Raw genomic sequence first — 17,751 nt, forward strand, 5'->3', positions numbered from 1 at the left:
TTTTGTGGCAGCGAACCGGGACGGCAACGCTCAGAAAAAGGGCAGAAACGCGAGATCAGTCAGACCGACGGCATAGAGCGCTGCGAGGATAACCGCGGCGGCGATCCCGATTCTGACGGCCAGTTTGACCGCAATCTTGATCGCGACGGCTGCGACGGCGAAGGCGGCAAGCGCGGTCAGTACCAGCAAGATCGGTGGTACCGACGTGAGTGCATCGATCATATGTACCTCCCGATGCCGCAGGGACGTAATCTTTCTGGATATCATGACTGATCACCGACAGTGAGTAACTCGAGCGACACTGTCTAGACGGTCCAGCCATAGGTAAGTGAAAGAGAAAATCACACGAAAGAGACGGGATACCGTCGCTTACAATCACTTTCAGTTCGGTCTGAAAATCGTTAAGTCGGTCGGCAACGTAGTATCGAATGACCGCACAGGCGGCCGTTTCGGCGGCCGCGGGAGACCTAGACACGATAGGCTACAGAGGCATCTATACAACTATATTTGTACTATTACAAGTAGAGTAGGAGAAAACACCACGCTTAAGATGAATACGTGAATACTGAACCTTCGTCACGAATGATTAGAGTCAGGACCCGGACCCACGCCAGAATCGACGCGTTGCAGCGGTGTAGCGACGAGGTGGCTCGCGCATGAGCGACGCCGACCTCTCCGCGGCGGAGTTGACGCTCCCGATCAAGCGCACCGAGGGCGACACCCTCGAGGAGCGACTGACCGACAACGCCTACCACAACATTCTGCCAGCGCGCTATCTGCGGAAAAACGCCGACGGCGATCTCATCGAAGAGCAGGAAGACCTCTTCGACCGCGTCGGAAAGAACATCGCACTCGCGGAAGCCGTCTACGAGGCCGAGAAACAGGACCTCGAGATCACGGTCACGCCCGACCAGCTTAAGCCCGACCACCCGCGGCGGGACGAACTCGCTGCGGAGGTCTTCGGCGCCGGTACCACTACGGACGACGAGACTGAAACCACGCTTTCTATCTACAACGTCAACAAGTTCGCCTACGACACTATCGTCCCCGAACTCCCCGACGAGATCCGCGAGCACGTCGTGGACGTCGCCGACGAGTTCCAAGAGATGATGGCGAACCTCGACTTCATGCCGAACTCGCCGACCCTGATGAACGCGGGCGACGAACTCCAACAGCTCTCGGCGTGTTTCGTCGACTCTCCCGATGACGATATCGACGACATCCACCAGACCGCCAAGGAGGCCGCGCAGGTCTTCCAGAGCGGCGGCGGCATGGGCTATGCCTTCTGGCGGCTCCGTCCCTACGGCGACGCGGTCGGCTCGACCGGCGGCATCGCGTCGGGACCGATCACGTTCATGCGCACGTACGACCAGATGTGCGAGACGATCGCCCAGGGCGGCGCTCGCCGCGGCGCGCAGATGGGCGTCATGCGCGTCTCCCACCCCGACGTCATCCAGTTCATCCACGCCAAGAACAAGGACGTCTCGCTGGCCGAGACGCTGCGCCTGAACGACCCCGACGACTACACCCACACCTCCTTCCAGGAAGCCTTGGACGAAGCCCGCGAACTCATCGACGATGAGGGGCGGGTCCCCAAGCATCTCCGGAACGCCGTCGAGGGGCACCTCTCGAACTTCAACATCTCCGTGGGCATCACCGACGGCTTCATGGAAGCCCTACAGAACGGCGAGGAGTTTACCTTCACGAACCCGCGAACGGGCGAGCCCCACGTCGCCACCGAGGAGACGAAGGAGCTGTACGACATGTTCGGCCTCGGCGAGTACGTCGAGGTCGGCGCGGAGCTGTCGATCCCAGCCGAGGAACTCTGGGACGACATCGTCGAGGGCGCTCACGAGAACGGCGAACCCGGCGTTATCTACCTCGAGCGGGTGAACAAGCAACACTCCTTCGACATCGAGAAACACCCCGACCACCGCATCCTCGCGACGAACCCCTGTGGCGAGCAGCCCCTCGAGGAGTACGAGGCCTGTAACCTCGGCCACATCAACCTCTCGACGCTCGCGGACCTCGAGGCTCCTGACTGGCGCGTCTGGTACGACGAGCACGGTGACGAGTACGACACACTCGCGGACGCCGTGGACGCCTTCCTCGAAGACGCCGTCGACTTCGAGGAGTTCGACCGCCGCATCGAGATGGGCACCCGGTTCCTCGAGAACGTCGTCACGATGTCGGACTTCCCGGTCGAAAAGATCGAACAGAAGGTCCGAGAGATGCGCAAGATCGGGCTGGGAATCATGGGCCTGGCGCAGCTGTACATCCAGCTCGGCATGGAGTACGGCAGCGAGGCCTCCAACGAGGTCGCGCGCCAGCTGATGACCCACATCAACCACACCTCGAAGTGGACGTCCCACGAACTCGCCGAGGAGCGCGGGAGCTTCGACGAGTGGGACAAGTCCAAGTACGCGAACCCGACCGAGTACCGCGAGTGGTTCGAGCACCAGACCGGCCTCGACGCCGACGACTGGGAGGACGGGTTCCCGATCCGGAACCACAACACGACGACCATCGCCCCCACGGGCACCACGAGCATGGTCGGCAACACCACCGGCGGCTGTGAACCCATCTACAACGTTGCCTACTACAAGAACGTCTCCGACGACGTTCAGGGCGACGAGATGCTCGTCGAGTTCGACGACTACTTCCTCCGCGTCCTGAAGGACAACGACATCGACGTCGACGCGGTCAAGGAAGAGGCCAAAGAGCAGATGGCGACCAATCAGTTCAACGGCGTCGAGGGACTCTCGACGGTGCCCGACGCCATCGGCGAACTGTTCGTCACGACCGGTGATCTCTCGGCGAAAGAGCACGCCGGCGTGCAGGTCGCCTGCCAGGAAGGCGTCGACTCCGCGATCTCGAAGACTGTCAACGCGCCCAACGACTCCACGCTCGAGGACGCCAAGGACGTGTTCGAGTACATCTACGAGCACGGCGGCAAGGGTGTTACCTACTACCGCGACGGGACTCGCAGCAAGCAGGTGCTGACCACGCGCGCCGACAACGCCGACTTCGCCGACGAAACCGAGGCCGCCGAGGCGCTGGTCGAGCAGATCGACGAGATCTTCGGCGGACTCGAGCAGTTCCTCGAGAGCAAAGAGGTCCAGGACATCCTCGAGGAAGACGTCGACGCGCTGTTGGGCGACGCCGAGCCGATGCAGGTCGACTTCACCGAGAAGCGCGAACGGCCCGACGCCCTCCAGGGCGTCAGCCAGCGCATCGACACCGGCTACGGGAAGATCTACGTCACGATCAACGAAGATCCCGAGACCGGCCAGCCCTTCGAGCTGTTCGCGAACATCGGCCACTCCGGTGGCTTCACCAACTCCTTTACCGAGGCGCTGGCGAAGGTCATCTCGACCTCGCTGCGCTCGGGTGTCGACCCCGAGGAGATCGTCGACGAACTCTGTGGCACCCGCAGCCCGAAAGTCGCCTGGGACAAGGGCGAACAGATTCAGTCGATCCCCGACGCGATCGGTACCGCGATGCGTCGCTATCTCGAGGGCGAAATCGACAAGCCGTATCCGAAACAGCAGACGCTCGAGGAGTCGGCTGACGCGGATCGCGTCGAATCCCCCGGTCACAAGACCGACGGCGGTGCAGCCGCCGCACAGGGCGGTGCGGCCGCAGAGACCGACGACGATACCACCCAGGACCTCATCGACGCCGGCGAGTCGCCGGAGTGTCCCGACTGTGGGTCGATGTCGCTGTACTTCTCCGAAGGCTGCAAGACCTGCGAGTCCTGTGGCTGGAGCGAGTGCTAAGCGCTGACTGAGGCCGTTTCGAGCGGTATCTTCGTTTTATCTCTCATTTTCCGTCGCTGAACCACCGGAAACACCACACTTAGCACTGACCAGCGAGAATAGTGTCCTATGACTGCCGACAGTGGGGATGGCACCGCTGGTGGCGCTCCCGTGGACGACCCGAGCGACCGCGCGGCTGGCGGCCCGCGCTGTCCACACTGTGAGGCACCGATGTACAAACGCCACTGCAAGTACGTCTGTCCACACCACGGCGTCATCATCGATTGCAGCGATCCCTTCCGCTGAGCACTTCTCGAAACCGAAGGGGCCAGTTAGCCGTCCGTCGATCGTCTCGAGCCGTCGGCTCACTGCTGAGTCCGCGCACGCAGCGCACGATAGAGCGGACCGGCGAGCAAGAGGACAGCAGCGAGCGCACAGCTAAGCGAGAGTGCGAGCCCGAGATCACCGAGCCCGTTCGTCGAGACCGTTGCTGCGGAGGCACCGACGACGACCGCGGCGACTGTCCACGGCAGCTCACCGATCGCCGTCCCGACGATCAGATGCCGGAGATCGACGTCGCTGACGGCGGCCGCACACGTCGCGACGTCCGAGGGGATTGGTGCCAGCCGCGAGGCGGTGACACCCCGCAGCGGCCCTGCAGTATCGTAATAGCGCGCGACGGTTTCGCCGGCTTGCTCGAGTAGGCTACCGCTGCTGTCAGCCGCGGCGGCTGTGTCGTCGCCGGTAAGCCACCGGACCGCGACGAAAATCGGGAGCACCGTCGTGACGACGCCGGCGAGCGCGATCGGAATCCCAGCGGTGACGCCGAAACCGTACCCGACGACGGCCGCAAGTGGCGTGGTCGGCCAGGCCAGCGCTGGTCGCACGAGATAGAGCCCCGCGACGACGACCCCAAACGCGAGTGGATCCGCGGCCACCGCGTCGACGGTCTCGAGCACCGTCGTCGGCGAGACGAGGACGCCGGCGGCGACCATCCCGACAGCGACGAGCGCGCCGGCGATCGCGCGCGACCGATTCGACGGCACAGACATCGGTCGAATCTATCGCTCGAGCGTTGAAGCCTTTGTGACTGTCCCGGCCGCAGTGAAGATAGCGGCAAGTATCGCGACAAGCAGCGGTCGATCGACCGATGGCGACGGGAATCAGCCGGGTATCCATCATTCAGGTAGAACTAGCAGTGTGTGATTCGACCGCAGTCGCGGACGCAAAGGAAAGGGCTTTTATAATCACACTGGATACGATTGAGTGCAGACAAAGACAGCGAGCGTGGGTAGCCAAGCCAGGCCAACGGCGCAGCGTTGAGGGCGCTGTCCCGTAGGGGTCCGCCGGTTCGAATCCGGTCCCACGCATCGCATCGGTGGAACACATCCACCACAATCGATGCAGGTGATCTCCCTTCGTGGACATCACCCACGCATAATCCTTTCCGACACTACTTCCGACGAGCGATAGCCGTCTCGAGCGCGGCATACCGACTCGCACAGCGACAGCACCCCAGAGAGTAACCACTTTCCCGCTGCGCTCGAACGACCACACATGGAATACGTCCCCAGAGAGCGCGTGCGGCTTCTCACCGGCGTGTTGAGCGTGGTATCGCTGGCGGTCGTCTTCGCGGCCGCGGGCGGCCGAATTCCGTCCTCGAGCGTGCCCGCAGCGCCAGAGTGGGTCATCGAAACGATTCCGCTCGTCAACGCCGTGCTCAGCGCGGCCGCGATCGGGACGATCACGATGGGGTGGCGGGAGATCCGTCGCGGGAACGTCGACCGCCACCGGGTCGCGATGATGGCGTCGTTCGGCCTCTTCGTGGGCTTTCTCGTCCTCTATCTGTACCGATTGACCGTGACGGGCGGGCCGCAGCCGTTCCCTGGCCCAGAGACCGTCTACCAGTTCGTCTATCTGCCGTTGCTGGCGATCCACATCCTGCTGGCGGTCGTCTGTATTCCGTTGCTCTACTACGTCCTCATGCTCGCGTTCTCCCGGCCGGCCGCGGAACTCGCCCGGACAAGTCACGCCCGCGTGGGCCGGATCGCGGCGACGCTGTGGCTGATCTCGTTTACACTCGGGATCGTCGTGTTCGTGATCCTCCACGTCATCTACTGACTGCGCTCGGCGAGCAGCTATCGATTCGGTGAGTACGTCTCCGGAAGACGTACTCGAGAAAGAGGTCAGTCGAGAATATCGCCGATCCGACGGGGCTCGCCCTGCAGGTTCGGCTGTTCGGCAACGATTTTCAGGACTTCGTGGTCAGTCACGTCGTAATAGGATTTCTCGGTGGCTTCCTCGATCAGGTCCTTCTCGAGGCGGAACTCGGTGCCTTCGTAGACGACATCGACGCCGTCGTCGTCGAACGCGAGTGTAGTCATGACTGGCCGTACGCAACGGGAGTGTAAAAACGGGGCGACTGTCCGCGGCAGTTGGCTCACCGAACCGGCAGACGCACGTCAGACGAACGGCCGACGACGCGCGAGATTTATTAGGTGATATGTCCTTGTGACGTGAATGTGGCCTTCAGTAGGGATCCGCTCGACGAACTCATCGTTCCAGACGGAACGGAAACGCAAGAGCGCGACGTCGTTACCGACGGGGACGTCCTCGTCGGTGGGCGCTCGACCGTCGAGTTCGGGGTCCGCGGCCGGAACGTCTTGGCCGGCGAAGGGGCCGAGTTCGGCGGCGCGATCGAAGCCGACGGCGACTGTCGACTCGACATGTGGTGTGACGTTGCCGACAACGTCCTCGTCGGCCAGGACGCCTACATCGGTGAACGCGTCCACGTCGGCGGCAGGTTGAAAGTCGCGGGCGATCTCGACATCGGCGACGACGTCGAGATCGAGGATGGATTCGAGGCAAACGGCTGGATCGTCATTCGCAACCCGATGCCGACGATCGTCTTCCTGTTCGTCTATCTTAAACACCTCCTGTTGATCGGCGAGGACGACACGGCCCAGCAACTCGTTTCCGAACTCCTCGAGGACGACGAAGACGCCGAGGCCGAGCCGCTGGTGATCCCACAGAACGCGACCGTCGGCGACGACGCCTGGCGCGTCTCGACGCCCGCGACGATCGGCGACGACTGCCGACTCCACGGGAACGTCCGCGCGGAGACGATCGACGTCGGGACGGCCTGCAATATCTTTGGAAGCCTCCGGGCACGCGGCGACATCACCGTCGGCGACGACACGCGCATTCACGGCGACGTCACCACCCGCAACGGCGACGTCGAGCTCGGCAGCGAGACGCGCATCCTCGGAGACGTCTCCTGTGGCGATCTCGAGCTCGGTCCCGACGCCGAAGTCGACGGCACGATCCGTGCCGCTGGCGAGATCACGATGGGGACGACCGAACGCGAGCAGGAATAACACGACCGCTCATCCGGCCAGCCAACGCGGGATCATATCCCGATCGCACGCGGGTCATGCCGGGCCCTGCTAACACGATCTTCCAGATATCACTCGAGAGAAACCCGCTTTGTGGCCATTTCCGACCAGCGATTTCCTCCCCTATTCTTAATACTGATACTATGATAGGGGGTCACAGACATGCGAATAGTAACCACACAGTCGCGGAGGGGACGATGAGATCGATCGTACTCACGAAAGGCGTCCCGGACTTCTCGGAGGGGGCCGTCTCGTTCGACGAGGACGGCCACTTAGAACGGGGGAAGACGCCGACCGTGATGAACCCCAACGACGAGTTCGCGCTGCAGGCTGCGCTGCAGACGAAAGTCCGCCATGGCGGCCACGTCACCGGTATGAGCATGGGGCCGCCAGGGTACGCCGAGGTCTTGCAAGGGGCGATGGAGACGGTCTACACCGACGACAGCTATCTGCTCTCGGATCGCGAGTTAGCTGCCTCCGACACGTGGGCGACGGCGATCACGTTGAGCGCCGGCCTCGAGAAATATCAGGACGAAATCGCGGACGTCGATCTGGTCTTTGCCGGGTTCAAGACGGCGGACGGAGAAACCGGCCAGACCGGTCCCCAGACCTGCTGGGCGATGGACTGGCCGATCGTTACCCACGTCATTGCACTCGACATCGATCCCGACGAGCGGATGCTGCGTGCGAAACGGCTCGTTGAGGGCGATATCGACGAGGTCGAAACCGTGGAAGCGCCCTTGCCCTGTTTCGTCATCACCGATCCCGAGTTCGAGCCGACCTACCGGAAGGCCTCACATCGACTGACACACAAGGAGTTGCGAGCCGAGACCGAACAGCGAGCCGCGAACCACGACGACTATCTGACGACGTGGGATCACGCCGATCTCAATCTCGACCCCGACTACATTGGACTTGACGGCTCGCCGACGATCGTTTCGTCGGTCGACCCGATCCCCAAAGCGCCGTCCGAGCGAGAGGCCACGATGATCGACCCCGCCGAAAACGAGATGGTACCGGTTCTCGAGGAACTGCAGCCCCACGCCGCGGAGGCAGGTGATTGAAATGACAGCCATCGATCCCGACGACTACACCGTCGACGAACTGACCGACGAACTCGAGACGATCGACGACGCGGATGACCTCCAGGCGGTTCTCGAGGCCGAGCGGACCGGCCAAGATCGGACGACGGCCCGCGAGGCGATCCAAGACCGGCTCGAGGAACTCGGCGTCGATCACGAGGGTGTCGAGGAGGACACAGAGACGGAAGGCGAGTACGAAGAGACCGAAGGTGATACCGGCGACGAGGCAGCGGGCGACACCGTCGACGATGAGGGGGCCGACGAGTCGGACGCCGAGGCCGAACCAGAAGAGGATGACGACCTCACCCACCCGACCCGCGACAAAAAACACGTCCGGGCGCTCGCAGACGGCGCGTACGCAGACATGTGGGTCTTCTGTGAGACGCAGGGCGGTGAGTTGCTCGACGTCTCGAAGGAGATGCTCGGCAAGGCTCGCGAGCTCATGGACGGCTTCGAGGAGGACTACGGAGACGACGAAGACGTCGTCGCCTTCCTGATGGGCGACGATTGTGAGGGGCTGGCCGAGGAGTGTATCGCCTACGGGGCCGACGTCGCCGTCTACCACGACGACGAGCGCCTCGAGCGGTTCCTGCACAAACCCTACACCGAAATCGCGGCCCACATGGCACGCGGGAAGGGAACCGTCGAGAGCACCGACTGGCGCGACTACGACGAACCACGGTATATCCTGTTCCCGGCGACGAACAACGGGCGGGACCTCTCGGCGAAGGTCCAGGCTGAACTCGACTCCGGGCTGGCGTCGGACTGTTCTGATCTGTTTATCGAGGCCGAAGAGGTGTCAAACCCGGTCAAGACCGGCGAGCCCGGCGTCAAGAAGACCTTCGAGAAAGTCCTGCACATGAAGCGGCCGGACTTCTCGGGCTTCGAGTACTCGACGATCCTGTGTCTCGACAATCCGGGCCGAGAGTTCCATCCACAGGGCTGTTCAGTCATTCCGGGCAGCTTCGAGCCGATAGAGCGCGATCCCGATCACGAGGGACTGGTCGTCGAACACGATATGGAATTGGACGAGGACTGGTTCCGCGTCGAAATCACCGACCACGACCGTCTCGAGGCCGGGATCGACCTCACCGGCCACGACGTGATCGTCTGTCTCGGCCGCGGGATCGCTGACGACCCCACCGAGGGGATGGAACTCGGCCTCGAGCTGGTCGACGCCTTCGAGAACGCTGAACTCGGCATCACGCGGGGGATCGTCACCTCCTCGTATCAGTTCGAAGGTCACGTCGAGAACTACTCGAACGAGGAACGTCAGATCGGCGAGACCGGCCAGGTCGTCGCACCCGATGTCTACATCGCGGCGGGTGTCTCCGGGGCGGTCCAGCACAAAGTCGGTATGGACGAATCCGACACGATCGTCGCGATCAACACCGATCCTGACGCCCGCATTCGGGACTTCAGCGATTACTTCATCAAGGGCGACCTCTTCGAGGTCCTGCCACGGCTCACCGCGGCCGTGGAATCGGGTGAGCGGGGCCTCGAGCCCGAGGCCGTCGCCGACGGAGGTGACGAGTGATGGCGGCCGGAACGGACGTCTACGAACACTACGAGGCCGTCGTCGTCGGCTGTGGGCCCGGTGGAGCCGCAGCGGCTTCGCGACTGGCAGACCACGATATCGAGACGCTCGTTCTCGAACGCGGAACGGAGGCGGGCGCAAAGAACGTCTCCGGCGGGCTGATCTACGCCGAAGACTCGGCCCCCTACACCATCGACGACCTCTTCGACGGCTTCCGCGAGCGCGCGTCCGAGCGGCCGGTTACGGACTACTACATCCACAACATCGCCGGCAACGCGGTCAAGACCTACGACCTGACCGATCTCCACGAACACGACACCGACTGGTGTGACGCCGTCCTCCGCCGGGAGATGGACTCGTGGCTCGAGCAACGGGTCCACGAGAAGACCAGCGAAACCGGCGGCGGCGTCCTGACGAACGTCCGTGTCGACGGCCTCCTTCGTGAAGACGGGGAGATCGTCGGCATCACCTGCGACGAACTCGATCCGATCAAGGCGGATCTGATCGTCGCGGCCGACGGCGTCAACTCCGAACTCGCCCGCGAGGCAGGACTGATGGACTGGGAGGAACCCGACGAGTGGTTCCAAGGGGTCAAAGCCGTCGTCGACATGGACCCCGACGCGATCGACGATCGGTTCGACATAGGGCCCGACGAAGGAGCCGCCCACCTGTTCTCCGGAGATCTCTTCAGCGATGTCCGCGGCGGCGGCTTCCTCTATACCAACGAGGACTCGCTGTCGATCGGGACCGTCTTCCACCTCGATAGCCTCGTCGAGCAGGAGGCCGAACCCCACGAACTGCTCGACGCGCTGCTGACGCATCCGGTACTGGCGGGCTGGTTCCAAAACGAGTACCACGAGCGAGAGTACGCGGCGAAACTCGTCCCCGACTCGAAGAAGGTCGCCCACCGCCGTCCCTACCGCGACCGGCTCGTCCTCGTCGGCGACGCCGCCGGCCAGATGCAGGCCCAGGGACCGATCATCAAAGGCATGAACCACGCCGTCACCGCGGGCGCGCTCGCGGCTGACGCCTTCGCCATCACCCGCGGCAACCGCGATCCGGAAGCCGCCGGTCGGCGCTACACGAAACTGCTCGAGGACTCCGGAACGATGGACAAGCTCCGGCCTCGGCGGTACGAACTCAGTCAGAGCGTCAGCGAACACGACGCCGTGACGAACGCGGTCGAACGAGTGCTTGACTCGCCGATCGGCTCGCTGGCGGTCGGCAATCCCATCGCCGATCGGCTGCTCGAGCGGGCGTACAACTCGCCGTTTTTGGTGTCGATGCTGCCCGATACGAAGACCGGCTACGTCTCCCTGCCGACGCTGATCGCCGAGGAACACGGCAAGACGATCTACTGGGACAGCGACATCGAGCCGCCGAGTCTCGAGGAGCGCATTGGCGAGTTGACCTACGATACGGACGTCGGCAATCCACACATCGAACTGCTTGACGAGTCCGCCGAGGCAAGCGGCGCAGCCGTCACCGCCTGCCCAGTCAGCGCCGAGGACTTCGGCGGCGGCTGTTACCGATCGGAGACGGTCAAGACCAACGGCACCGCAGAGACGCTGGTGAGCCTCGACACCCAGCCCTGCGTCGAGTGTGGGACCTGTGCGATCGTCGCCGACACGGCGTGGGAACACCCCCGCGGCGGCAAGGGCATCGAGTTCCGCGAGGGATAAGATGAGCCGGTACGGGCCACGGATCGCTGCACTCGCACGCCGCGCCGAACGCGAGCGGGCAGCGTTCGACGGAGTCGAGACGCGCTCGACCGACGATCCGATGCCGGACGGTCCGACGAGTCCCGACGATGCCACCGACTTCCTCCGGGAGGGCGCAGGCCAGGCCATCTGGCTCTACGTCGAGGCCCGAACCGGCGGGCGGCTCGTGCCGTTTTCAGCGGCCGAATTCGATGCCCTCGAGACCGCGATGAACCGCTGGCTCGAGTGTTACACGCGCTGTCACGGCGTCGCCCTCGAGGCCGAGTTTACGATCCGCGAGGCGGCGGAAATGTTGCTCGAAACGCGAAACATCGTCGACACGGCACAGTTGTTGACCCGCGTTCCGGAGCGACGCGCCCATCAGCTATCGGCGCGGTGACCTAAAGCGGGTCAGGGACGTTCGGATCGGTAAACGGAGTCGTCACTGTCCTGTGCCAGCCTGCACTTGACTCCCACGCAGGAGACGGGTATTCGGCTATTCCGGTCGAGCGCAAAGGTAGCCTGATGGCACGAGACGATCGGTTATCCCGACGACGAATGCTTCAGTTGACAGGCGTTGCTGCGTCGACGGCAGTTGTCGCAGGCTGTGGCGGTGGTGGCAACGGAAACGGGAACGGGAACGGAAACGGCGGTGGCGGTGGCGGCGTGGAGATCGATCCCGGCACGCAAATCGAGTTTGACGGGCAGACGGCCGGCTGGGAAGGACTCGCACCCTCCTCGATCGAGGGCACGTCGAACCCGACGCTCATCCTCCAAGAAGGAGAAACGTACGAAATCGGCTGGACAACTGGTGACGGTGCCCGGCACAACATCGAAATCCATAACGAAAACGACGAAGTCATCGACGACCTGGCGACGGAAGTCGTCACCGAACCCCAAGACCAGTGGCTCGAGTTCACTGCCAGCCCCGAGATGACCACGTACATCTGCCAGATCCACCCGACGACGATGATCGGCGATATTCAAATGGGTGGCAGCGGTGGTGGCGGTGGCGGCGGTGGTGGCGGGAACGAAACCGGAAATGAAACTGGCAACGAAACTGGCAACGAAAGCGGCAACGAAAGCAGCTAGACGCTGAGTTACGCCGGAACCCGTTTCGAAGAGCGAGACGCAGCGACGATACTGATCACCAACCGTCCGTGAACACCCGATCGCGTTTCACGTGCGATCGGTGCGTAACTCGGTTTATGTAGGGTCTCAGTAGATGAGATCGTCGTCGTTTTCGACCATGTACAGCGTGCGCGCGGCGATGTTAACCGTGTGGTCGCCGACGCGCTCGAGGTCCCGAATCGTCAACAGAAGCCGTGAAACGTCCTGAAGCAGCTGTTCGACCTCGTTGGGCGACTCGAGTTCGCGCTCGATGAGATCGCGGACGACGATCTCGCTGGCCCGCTCGGCGAAGTGATCGAGTTCATCGTCACGGGCAGCTAGTTCGCGACAGGCGTCGGTGTTCTCGGTGTCGTAGGCGAGCATCGCGTCCTCGAGCATGTCGAGGGTCAACTCGCCCATTTCTTGGACGTCGACGTCGGGGAACAGATCGCGCTCGGCGTCGAGCGTGTACTCGCCGAGGTTGGTCGCGAGGTCGCCGATTCGCTCTAAGTCGGTGATAATCTTGAACGAGGCGGCAATAAACCGTAGATCGCTCGCCACCGGCTGCTGGAGGGCGAGCAGGTCGATACAGTCCTGCTCGAGATCGAGGTACATCCGGTTGATCTCGCCGTCGCCTTCGATCACTTCGCGGGCGAGGTCCTCGTCTTTCTGTTCCAAGGCGTCAAGTCCCATGCGAAGCCGTTCCATGACGACTTCGCTCATGTAGAGGACGTCCTCACGGAGTTCCGTGAGTTTGTCCTGATACGATTGTCTGGCCATACCGTTTTCACGGTGTCCGTTCCTGATAAAGGCTGCGTGCAGTACCAATTCTAGCGACGACTCCGACGTGAGACCTCCCCTATCGCTCGTCGACCCCTATAGTAGCCACTGAACGTCACTGCACACCCGATCGCACGACTACTGTGCGATCGGTGTTAAATCGTTTCAGTTGTTACTAGAGCCCATTCCGGGGCCTCGAGCGATTGCGGAGGACGTACTACCGGAACCACTCGAGAACCGGTTTCGACCTAAACGAGGGTGGCCGGTACTCGCCGTCGTGTTTCAGTGCGAGCAACCCGCCGAGAATCATGGGGACTGCAACGGCTGATGTGAGCGAGTTGAGCAGCAACCAATCGACCGACAGGCCATACAGCGTCTGGTCGACGGGCGCGAACAGCCGGACACCACCCGACAGGGAATCAAGGACGATATGTGACCCGAATCCGATCGCAGCAGCCTGCCGGGGGCCGAAATACGAGAAGAGAGCGACCACGATGATGCCTCCAAGAAGCGAGTGTGTGAGTCCCCGGTGACTCCACAGGGCGCCGGTTACGTATCCGAGTTCGACCAGCGGCCGAAAGACGAACGTATCGCTGTCGGGAACGGTAGCGGCGAGCGCCGCAACGAGGTACGGCTCGGGCTGTCTGGACCGACCCATCAGCATGACCAGTGCCAGCCCGACCAGGATGTGAACCCCAGTGGCGACCATCCGTTTCCGACGGATGCGATATCAGCTAATAAATTGCATAGTTAGCACTCAACACACAATCGGTCGCTCGACTGTCTCCGCACAGACGACATTCGACTCTGAGAAAAACGCAACCGATCGCAACCGACGGCTCGACTGAAACCGCGAACCGCACGGCAATAGCGCGACGGTTTGATTACCCGAACTTGCCGGTGATGTAGTCCTCGACGCGTTGACTCTCGGGGTTCTCGAAGATCTTGTCGGTGTCGTCGAACTCGGCGAGTTCGCCACCGGTCAGGAAGACCGCCGTCTTATCCGAGATTCGGGCAGCCTGTTGCATGTTGTGCGTGACGATGACGACCGTATACTCCTCGGACAGCTCTTCGATCAGATCCTCGATCTTCGAGGTCGCGACCGGGTCCAGCGCCGACGCCGGCTCGTCCATCAGGAGTACGTCCGGATCGGGTGCGATCGCACGCGCGATACAGAGGCGCTGTTGTTGTCCACCGGAGAGGTCCAGTCCGCTCGAGTCGAGTTGGTCTTTGACCTCGTCCCAGAGCGCAGCGCGGCGGAGTGCCTTCTCGACGATCGCGTCGTAATCGCCCTCGATCCCCTGGACGTTCAGGCCGTAGGCGACGTTGTCGTAGATGCTCTTGGGGAATGGATTCGGCGACTGGAAGACCATCCCGATCTTGCGCCGAAGGACGACTGGATCGACGTTATCGTCGTAGACGTTTTTCCCTTCGAAGTTCAACTCGCCCTCGATTCGTGCAGCGTCGACGAGGTCGTTCATCCGGTTGATACACCGGAGGAACGTCGATTTCCCACAACCGGACGGACCGATGATCGCCGTGACCTTTTCGGCCGGGATCTCGATGTCGACGCTCTGCAGCGCCTGCGTCTCGTCGTAGAACACGTCGAGGTCCCGGGATTCGATTACTGTCCTCGTTTCTCCCCCGGGGCTGCCCGACTGGCCGGTGTTGATCGACGAATCGACGAGCGGATCGCTCGTTTGATTCGATCCCTCGAAGTCGGTCGATTGGCTACCAGTACGGCTGTCCGGGTCAGTCATTGAATCTTGTGTCATAGGTTACTCTCGGCGTTGATACTTGTTACGAATCAGGATGGCAGCGCCGTTCATGAGCAGGAGAACGACCAGTAGCGTGACAACGCCAGCTGCCAACACCCCGTGTCGGAACGCGGCATCGATCTCGCCCGACCAGGTGTAGATCTGGCGTGGCATCGCGCTGAACTTGTTCGTAAACGAGTTCGGTGCGATTCGGACGACAGCTGGTGCGCCGATGATGAGCAGCGGTGCCGTCTCACCGATCGCTCGTCCCATCGCGAGGATGTTGCCGGTCATGATCCCCGGCAGTGCCTCCGGAAGGACGACGTTGCGGGTCGTCTGCCACTTGGTTGCACCCATGCCGTACGATGCCTGGCGCATCGAGTCAGGGACGGCACTGATCGCCTCTTGCGAGGAGATAATGACGATCGGGAGAATCAACAGGCCGACCGTGAAGCCGCCGACGAGGGCAGTTCCTGACCCGAACCCACCCGCTCGGATGAACAGTGCGAGCCCGAGGACCCCGTAGACGACCGATGGCACGCCGGCGAGGTTCCCGATGTTGACTTCGATCAGGTCAACGAGCCGGCCCCAGCGACCTCGTTTCGGGGCGTACTCCTCGAGATAGAGTGCGGCGCCGACGCCGACCGGGAACGCGGAGACGACGATGATGAGCAACATCATCACCGAGCCGACCAGCGGCGGATAGAAGCCAGCGTCTTCGGGCGTCCGCGAGGGGACGTTCGTCAGGAATCCCCAGTCGAGCCACGGCGTCGGGCCGGCGACCCCGAGTGCGTCCGTAAGGGCGACGCTTGCGACGATCCCACCGACGACGATCAGCGGGAACGCGAGCCCTGACACGCCGACTCCACGGCGGATGACGCTCTCGACGTAGAGAGCGACGGGGACGGCGGTGACCGTAACGAGCAGCATCCAGACGAACGGGGTGATGCCGACGACGGGCGCAACGCCGAATCCTGCTGCCGCCCCGACGAGCGTCAGTACCGCAGCGATCGCACCGTCACGGTCGTTTTCGCGCTGTCTGCGGACGAACAGGCCGACGACGACTGCGACCGGCACGACGAACGATCCCAGCAGCGCAAGCGACTGCGTCGGCAACATCGGCAGCGAGAGGATGAGCCCCGGAATGAACCAGAGCACGAGCGCTGGCACAGCTACGACGACAACGAGTCGCTCGAGGTCGGCCTCCGTTCGAACGCGGCTGTGGGCGTACACGATCCCGCCGGCGACGACGAGCGAGACGAGGATCGAGAGCCACTGATAGACGCTGACGACGTGTTCGAACGTGATGAACACCCCGCCGGTGAGCAGCAGCGAGACGACCGGTAAGCCGAGCGCGATGGTCGCCGTCTCACCCGCCCTCGTATCGCGCGTATAGTAGTAGCCGATCGCCCCCAGAGCAGGGACGACGACCGTCCCGATGGTGACGAGCAGCCACCCCATGTCCGCCGAAAGGGGCTGGAAAGCGTCGTTCGCGACGTACAGGAGGAGCACGAAGACGGACAACAGGGCCAGAAGGGTCGCGCTGAGACAGAGCGTCTTGAACGCTTTGCCACGGACGCGGCTGACTGCCTCGCCCGTTCCATACCACGTCGCGGTCTGTTGGTCAGTCGCCATTATCGATCCACCTCCATCGTTTCGTCGGTGTCACTCATTGGTACTCCTCCTGATAGCGTGATGCGACGTAATCGCTCGCGAGGTTCATCACGAACGTGATGACGAACAGCGTCAGGCCGAGTGCGAACATACTCAAATACGTTGCCGAGCCGCCGGTCGCGTCACTGGTGACGGCGCTAACCATACCGGCGGTCATCGGCTGTCCCGAACTGAGCAGGTTGTCGAGTGGGTTCGCGAAGTTGAACATCCGCGGTCGCAAGCCGGCAGCCATGACGACGATCATCGTCTCACCGATCGCTCGCGAGAGTGCGAGGATAAACGACGAGAAGATCCCCGAAATGGCAGCCGGAATCACGACCCCGGTCGACACTTCGTATTTCGTCGCCCCCATCCCGTAGCCCGCCTGCCGGAGCGCATCCGGGACGGAACTCATCGCGTCTTCCGACAGCGACGAGACCATCGGGATAATCATGATCCCGACCATGATAGACGCGGACAGCAGATTGAACGTGCTGACGGGGATGCCGATCCACTGGAGCGCCGGCGTCAGGTAGACGAGCGCCAGGTAGCCGTAGACGACCGTCGGAATCCCGGCAAGGATCTCGAGTGACGGTTTCAGGATCGAGCGCATCCGGTCGCTGGCGTACTCACTGAGATAGACGGCAGCTGCGACGCCGGTTGGCACCGCGACGAGCGCCGAGACGAAGGTGATTGTCAGCGTCGCAGTCACAAGCGGCCAGACGCCGAAGGTCCCGCCGTCGGAGCGGGCAATCCACTCCGTTCCGGTAAAGAACCCAGCTACACTGGCGTCTTCTGTCATGAAGAACGCAATCGCGTCGGTAGCCAGCGTGTAGATGATCGCCGCTGTAACGAACACGGTCAGCGCAGCACAAGCGAACAGCAGCCACTTGTAGATGCGCTCTTTGACGACTCGACCCGACGATGATCGTGTCAAGTCGACATCTATCGATCGTTCACTCATTTGTGGGGCGTAGTT

17 protein-coding genes and 1 tRNA gene are annotated in these 17,751 nt (G+C 62.6%); 10 read left to right on the forward strand and 8 right to left on the reverse strand.

The genetic code is table 11. The features are described 5' to 3' along the window. Positions 1-30: 30 nt before the first annotated feature. On the reverse strand, positions 31-222 hold the full coding sequence (locus E2L06_RS11325; RefSeq protein ID WP_138781464.1) for a hypothetical protein: 192 nt from the start codon (positions 220-222) through the stop codon (positions 31-33). Between the two features lie 434 nt (positions 223-656). On the opposite strand from E2L06_RS11325, the gene E2L06_RS11330 reads away from it, so the two are divergent. Continuing rightward, positions 657-3,779 carry an adenosylcobalamin-dependent ribonucleoside-diphosphate reductase gene (locus E2L06_RS11330; RefSeq protein WP_138781466.1) on the forward strand — a complete coding sequence of 1,041 codons (3,123 nt, stop codon included), beginning with the start codon at positions 657-659 and terminating at the stop codon, positions 3,777-3,779. A 108-nt stretch (positions 3,780-3,887) separates the two neighbouring features. After that, positions 3,888-4,064: an HVO_2523 family zinc finger protein gene (locus E2L06_RS21890; protein WP_171052351.1), complete on the forward strand. Its 177-nt coding sequence runs from the start codon at positions 3,888-3,890 to the stop codon at positions 4,062-4,064. Between the two features lie 59 nt (positions 4,065-4,123). On the opposite strand, the gene E2L06_RS11335 is transcribed toward E2L06_RS21890, so the two are convergent. Continuing rightward, the gene (locus tag E2L06_RS11335) at positions 4,124-4,810 is read right to left on the reverse strand and encodes a TVP38/TMEM64 family protein (RefSeq protein WP_138781468.1); all 687 of its coding nucleotides are present in this window, start codon (positions 4,808-4,810) and stop codon (positions 4,124-4,126) included. 233 nt (positions 4,811-5,043) lie between these two features. Here E2L06_RS11335 and E2L06_RS11340 point away from each other — a divergent pair. Further along, positions 5,044-5,128 (forward strand) — tRNA-Leu (locus tag E2L06_RS11340). Positions 5,129-5,315: 187 nt separating this feature from the next. Next, a complete protein-coding gene (locus tag E2L06_RS11345; protein ID WP_138781470.1) occupies positions 5,316-5,879 on the forward strand; it encodes a DUF420 domain-containing protein in 564 nt (187 codons plus the stop codon). A 65-nt stretch (positions 5,880-5,944) separates the two neighbouring features. Here the strand turns inward: E2L06_RS11345 and E2L06_RS11350 are convergent, their stop codons facing one another. Further along, on the reverse strand, positions 5,945-6,142 hold the full coding sequence (locus tag E2L06_RS11350) for a DUF5800 family protein (RefSeq protein ID WP_138781472.1): 198 nt from the start codon (positions 6,140-6,142) through the stop codon (positions 5,945-5,947). A gap of 138 nt (positions 6,143-6,280) precedes the next feature. On the opposite strand from E2L06_RS11350, the gene E2L06_RS11355 reads away from it, so the two are divergent. The 6 genes from E2L06_RS11355 (at position 6,281) to E2L06_RS11380 (ending at position 12,564) form a co-directional block, all read left to right on the forward strand. Beyond that, the gene (locus E2L06_RS11355) at positions 6,281-7,135 is read left to right on the forward strand and encodes a polymer-forming cytoskeletal protein (protein ID WP_138781474.1); all 855 of its coding nucleotides are present in this window, start codon (positions 6,281-6,283) and stop codon (positions 7,133-7,135) included. Between the two features lie 215 nt (positions 7,136-7,350). Next, the gene (locus tag E2L06_RS11360; protein WP_138781476.1) at positions 7,351-8,217 is read left to right on the forward strand and encodes an electron transfer flavoprotein subunit beta/FixA family protein; all 867 of its coding nucleotides are present in this window, start codon (positions 7,351-7,353) and stop codon (positions 8,215-8,217) included. Between the two features lies 1 nt (position 8,218). Then, positions 8,219-9,772: an electron transfer flavoprotein subunit alpha/FixB family protein gene (locus E2L06_RS11365; protein WP_138781478.1), complete on the forward strand. Its 1,554-nt coding sequence runs from the start codon at positions 8,219-8,221 to the stop codon at positions 9,770-9,772. After that, positions 9,772-11,454, forward strand: coding sequence for an FAD-dependent monooxygenase (locus E2L06_RS11370; protein ID WP_138781480.1), 1,683 nt, complete (start codon positions 9,772-9,774; stop codon positions 11,452-11,454). Before E2L06_RS11365 ends, E2L06_RS11370 begins: the two co-directional genes overlap by 1 nt. 1 nt (position 11,455) lies before the next feature. Then, positions 11,456-11,872, forward strand: coding sequence for a hypothetical protein (locus E2L06_RS11375; RefSeq protein WP_138781482.1), 417 nt, complete (start codon positions 11,456-11,458; stop codon positions 11,870-11,872). A gap of 158 nt (positions 11,873-12,030) precedes the next feature. After that, complete coding sequence (locus E2L06_RS11380) at positions 12,031-12,564, forward strand: hypothetical protein (protein ID WP_138781484.1); 534 nt, start codon at positions 12,031-12,033, stop codon at positions 12,562-12,564. A 126-nt stretch (positions 12,565-12,690) separates the two neighbouring features. Here E2L06_RS11380 and phoU read toward each other — a convergent pair whose 3' ends face one another. The 5 genes from phoU to pstC form a co-directional block, all read right to left on the reverse strand. Continuing rightward, the gene (gene phoU, locus E2L06_RS11385) at positions 12,691-13,362 is read right to left on the reverse strand and encodes a phosphate signaling complex protein PhoU (protein ID WP_138781486.1); all 672 of its coding nucleotides are present in this window, start codon (positions 13,360-13,362) and stop codon (positions 12,691-12,693) included. 217 nt (positions 13,363-13,579) lie between these two features. Then, positions 13,580-14,071 carry a metal-dependent hydrolase gene (locus tag E2L06_RS11390; protein WP_138781488.1) on the reverse strand — a complete coding sequence of 164 codons (492 nt, stop codon included), beginning with the start codon at positions 14,069-14,071 and terminating at the stop codon, positions 13,580-13,582. A gap of 175 nt (positions 14,072-14,246) precedes the next feature. Next, a complete protein-coding gene (gene pstB / locus E2L06_RS11395; RefSeq protein WP_138781490.1) occupies positions 14,247-15,137 on the reverse strand; it encodes a phosphate ABC transporter ATP-binding protein PstB in 891 nt (296 codons plus the stop codon). 3 nt (positions 15,138-15,140) lie between these two features. Then, the gene (gene pstA / locus E2L06_RS11400) at positions 15,141-16,754 is read right to left on the reverse strand and encodes a phosphate ABC transporter permease PstA (protein WP_138781492.1); all 1,614 of its coding nucleotides are present in this window, start codon (positions 16,752-16,754) and stop codon (positions 15,141-15,143) included. Between the two features lie 34 nt (positions 16,755-16,788). Continuing rightward, positions 16,789-17,736: a phosphate ABC transporter permease subunit PstC gene (gene pstC / locus E2L06_RS11405; RefSeq protein ID WP_138781494.1), complete on the reverse strand. Its 948-nt coding sequence runs from the start codon at positions 17,734-17,736 to the stop codon at positions 16,789-16,791. Between the last annotated feature and the right edge of the window lie 15 nt (positions 17,737-17,751).

The organism is Haloterrigena sp. H1 (assembly GCF_005938085.1).
GTDB lineage: Archaea > Halobacteriota > Halobacteria > Halobacteriales > Natrialbaceae > Natrinema.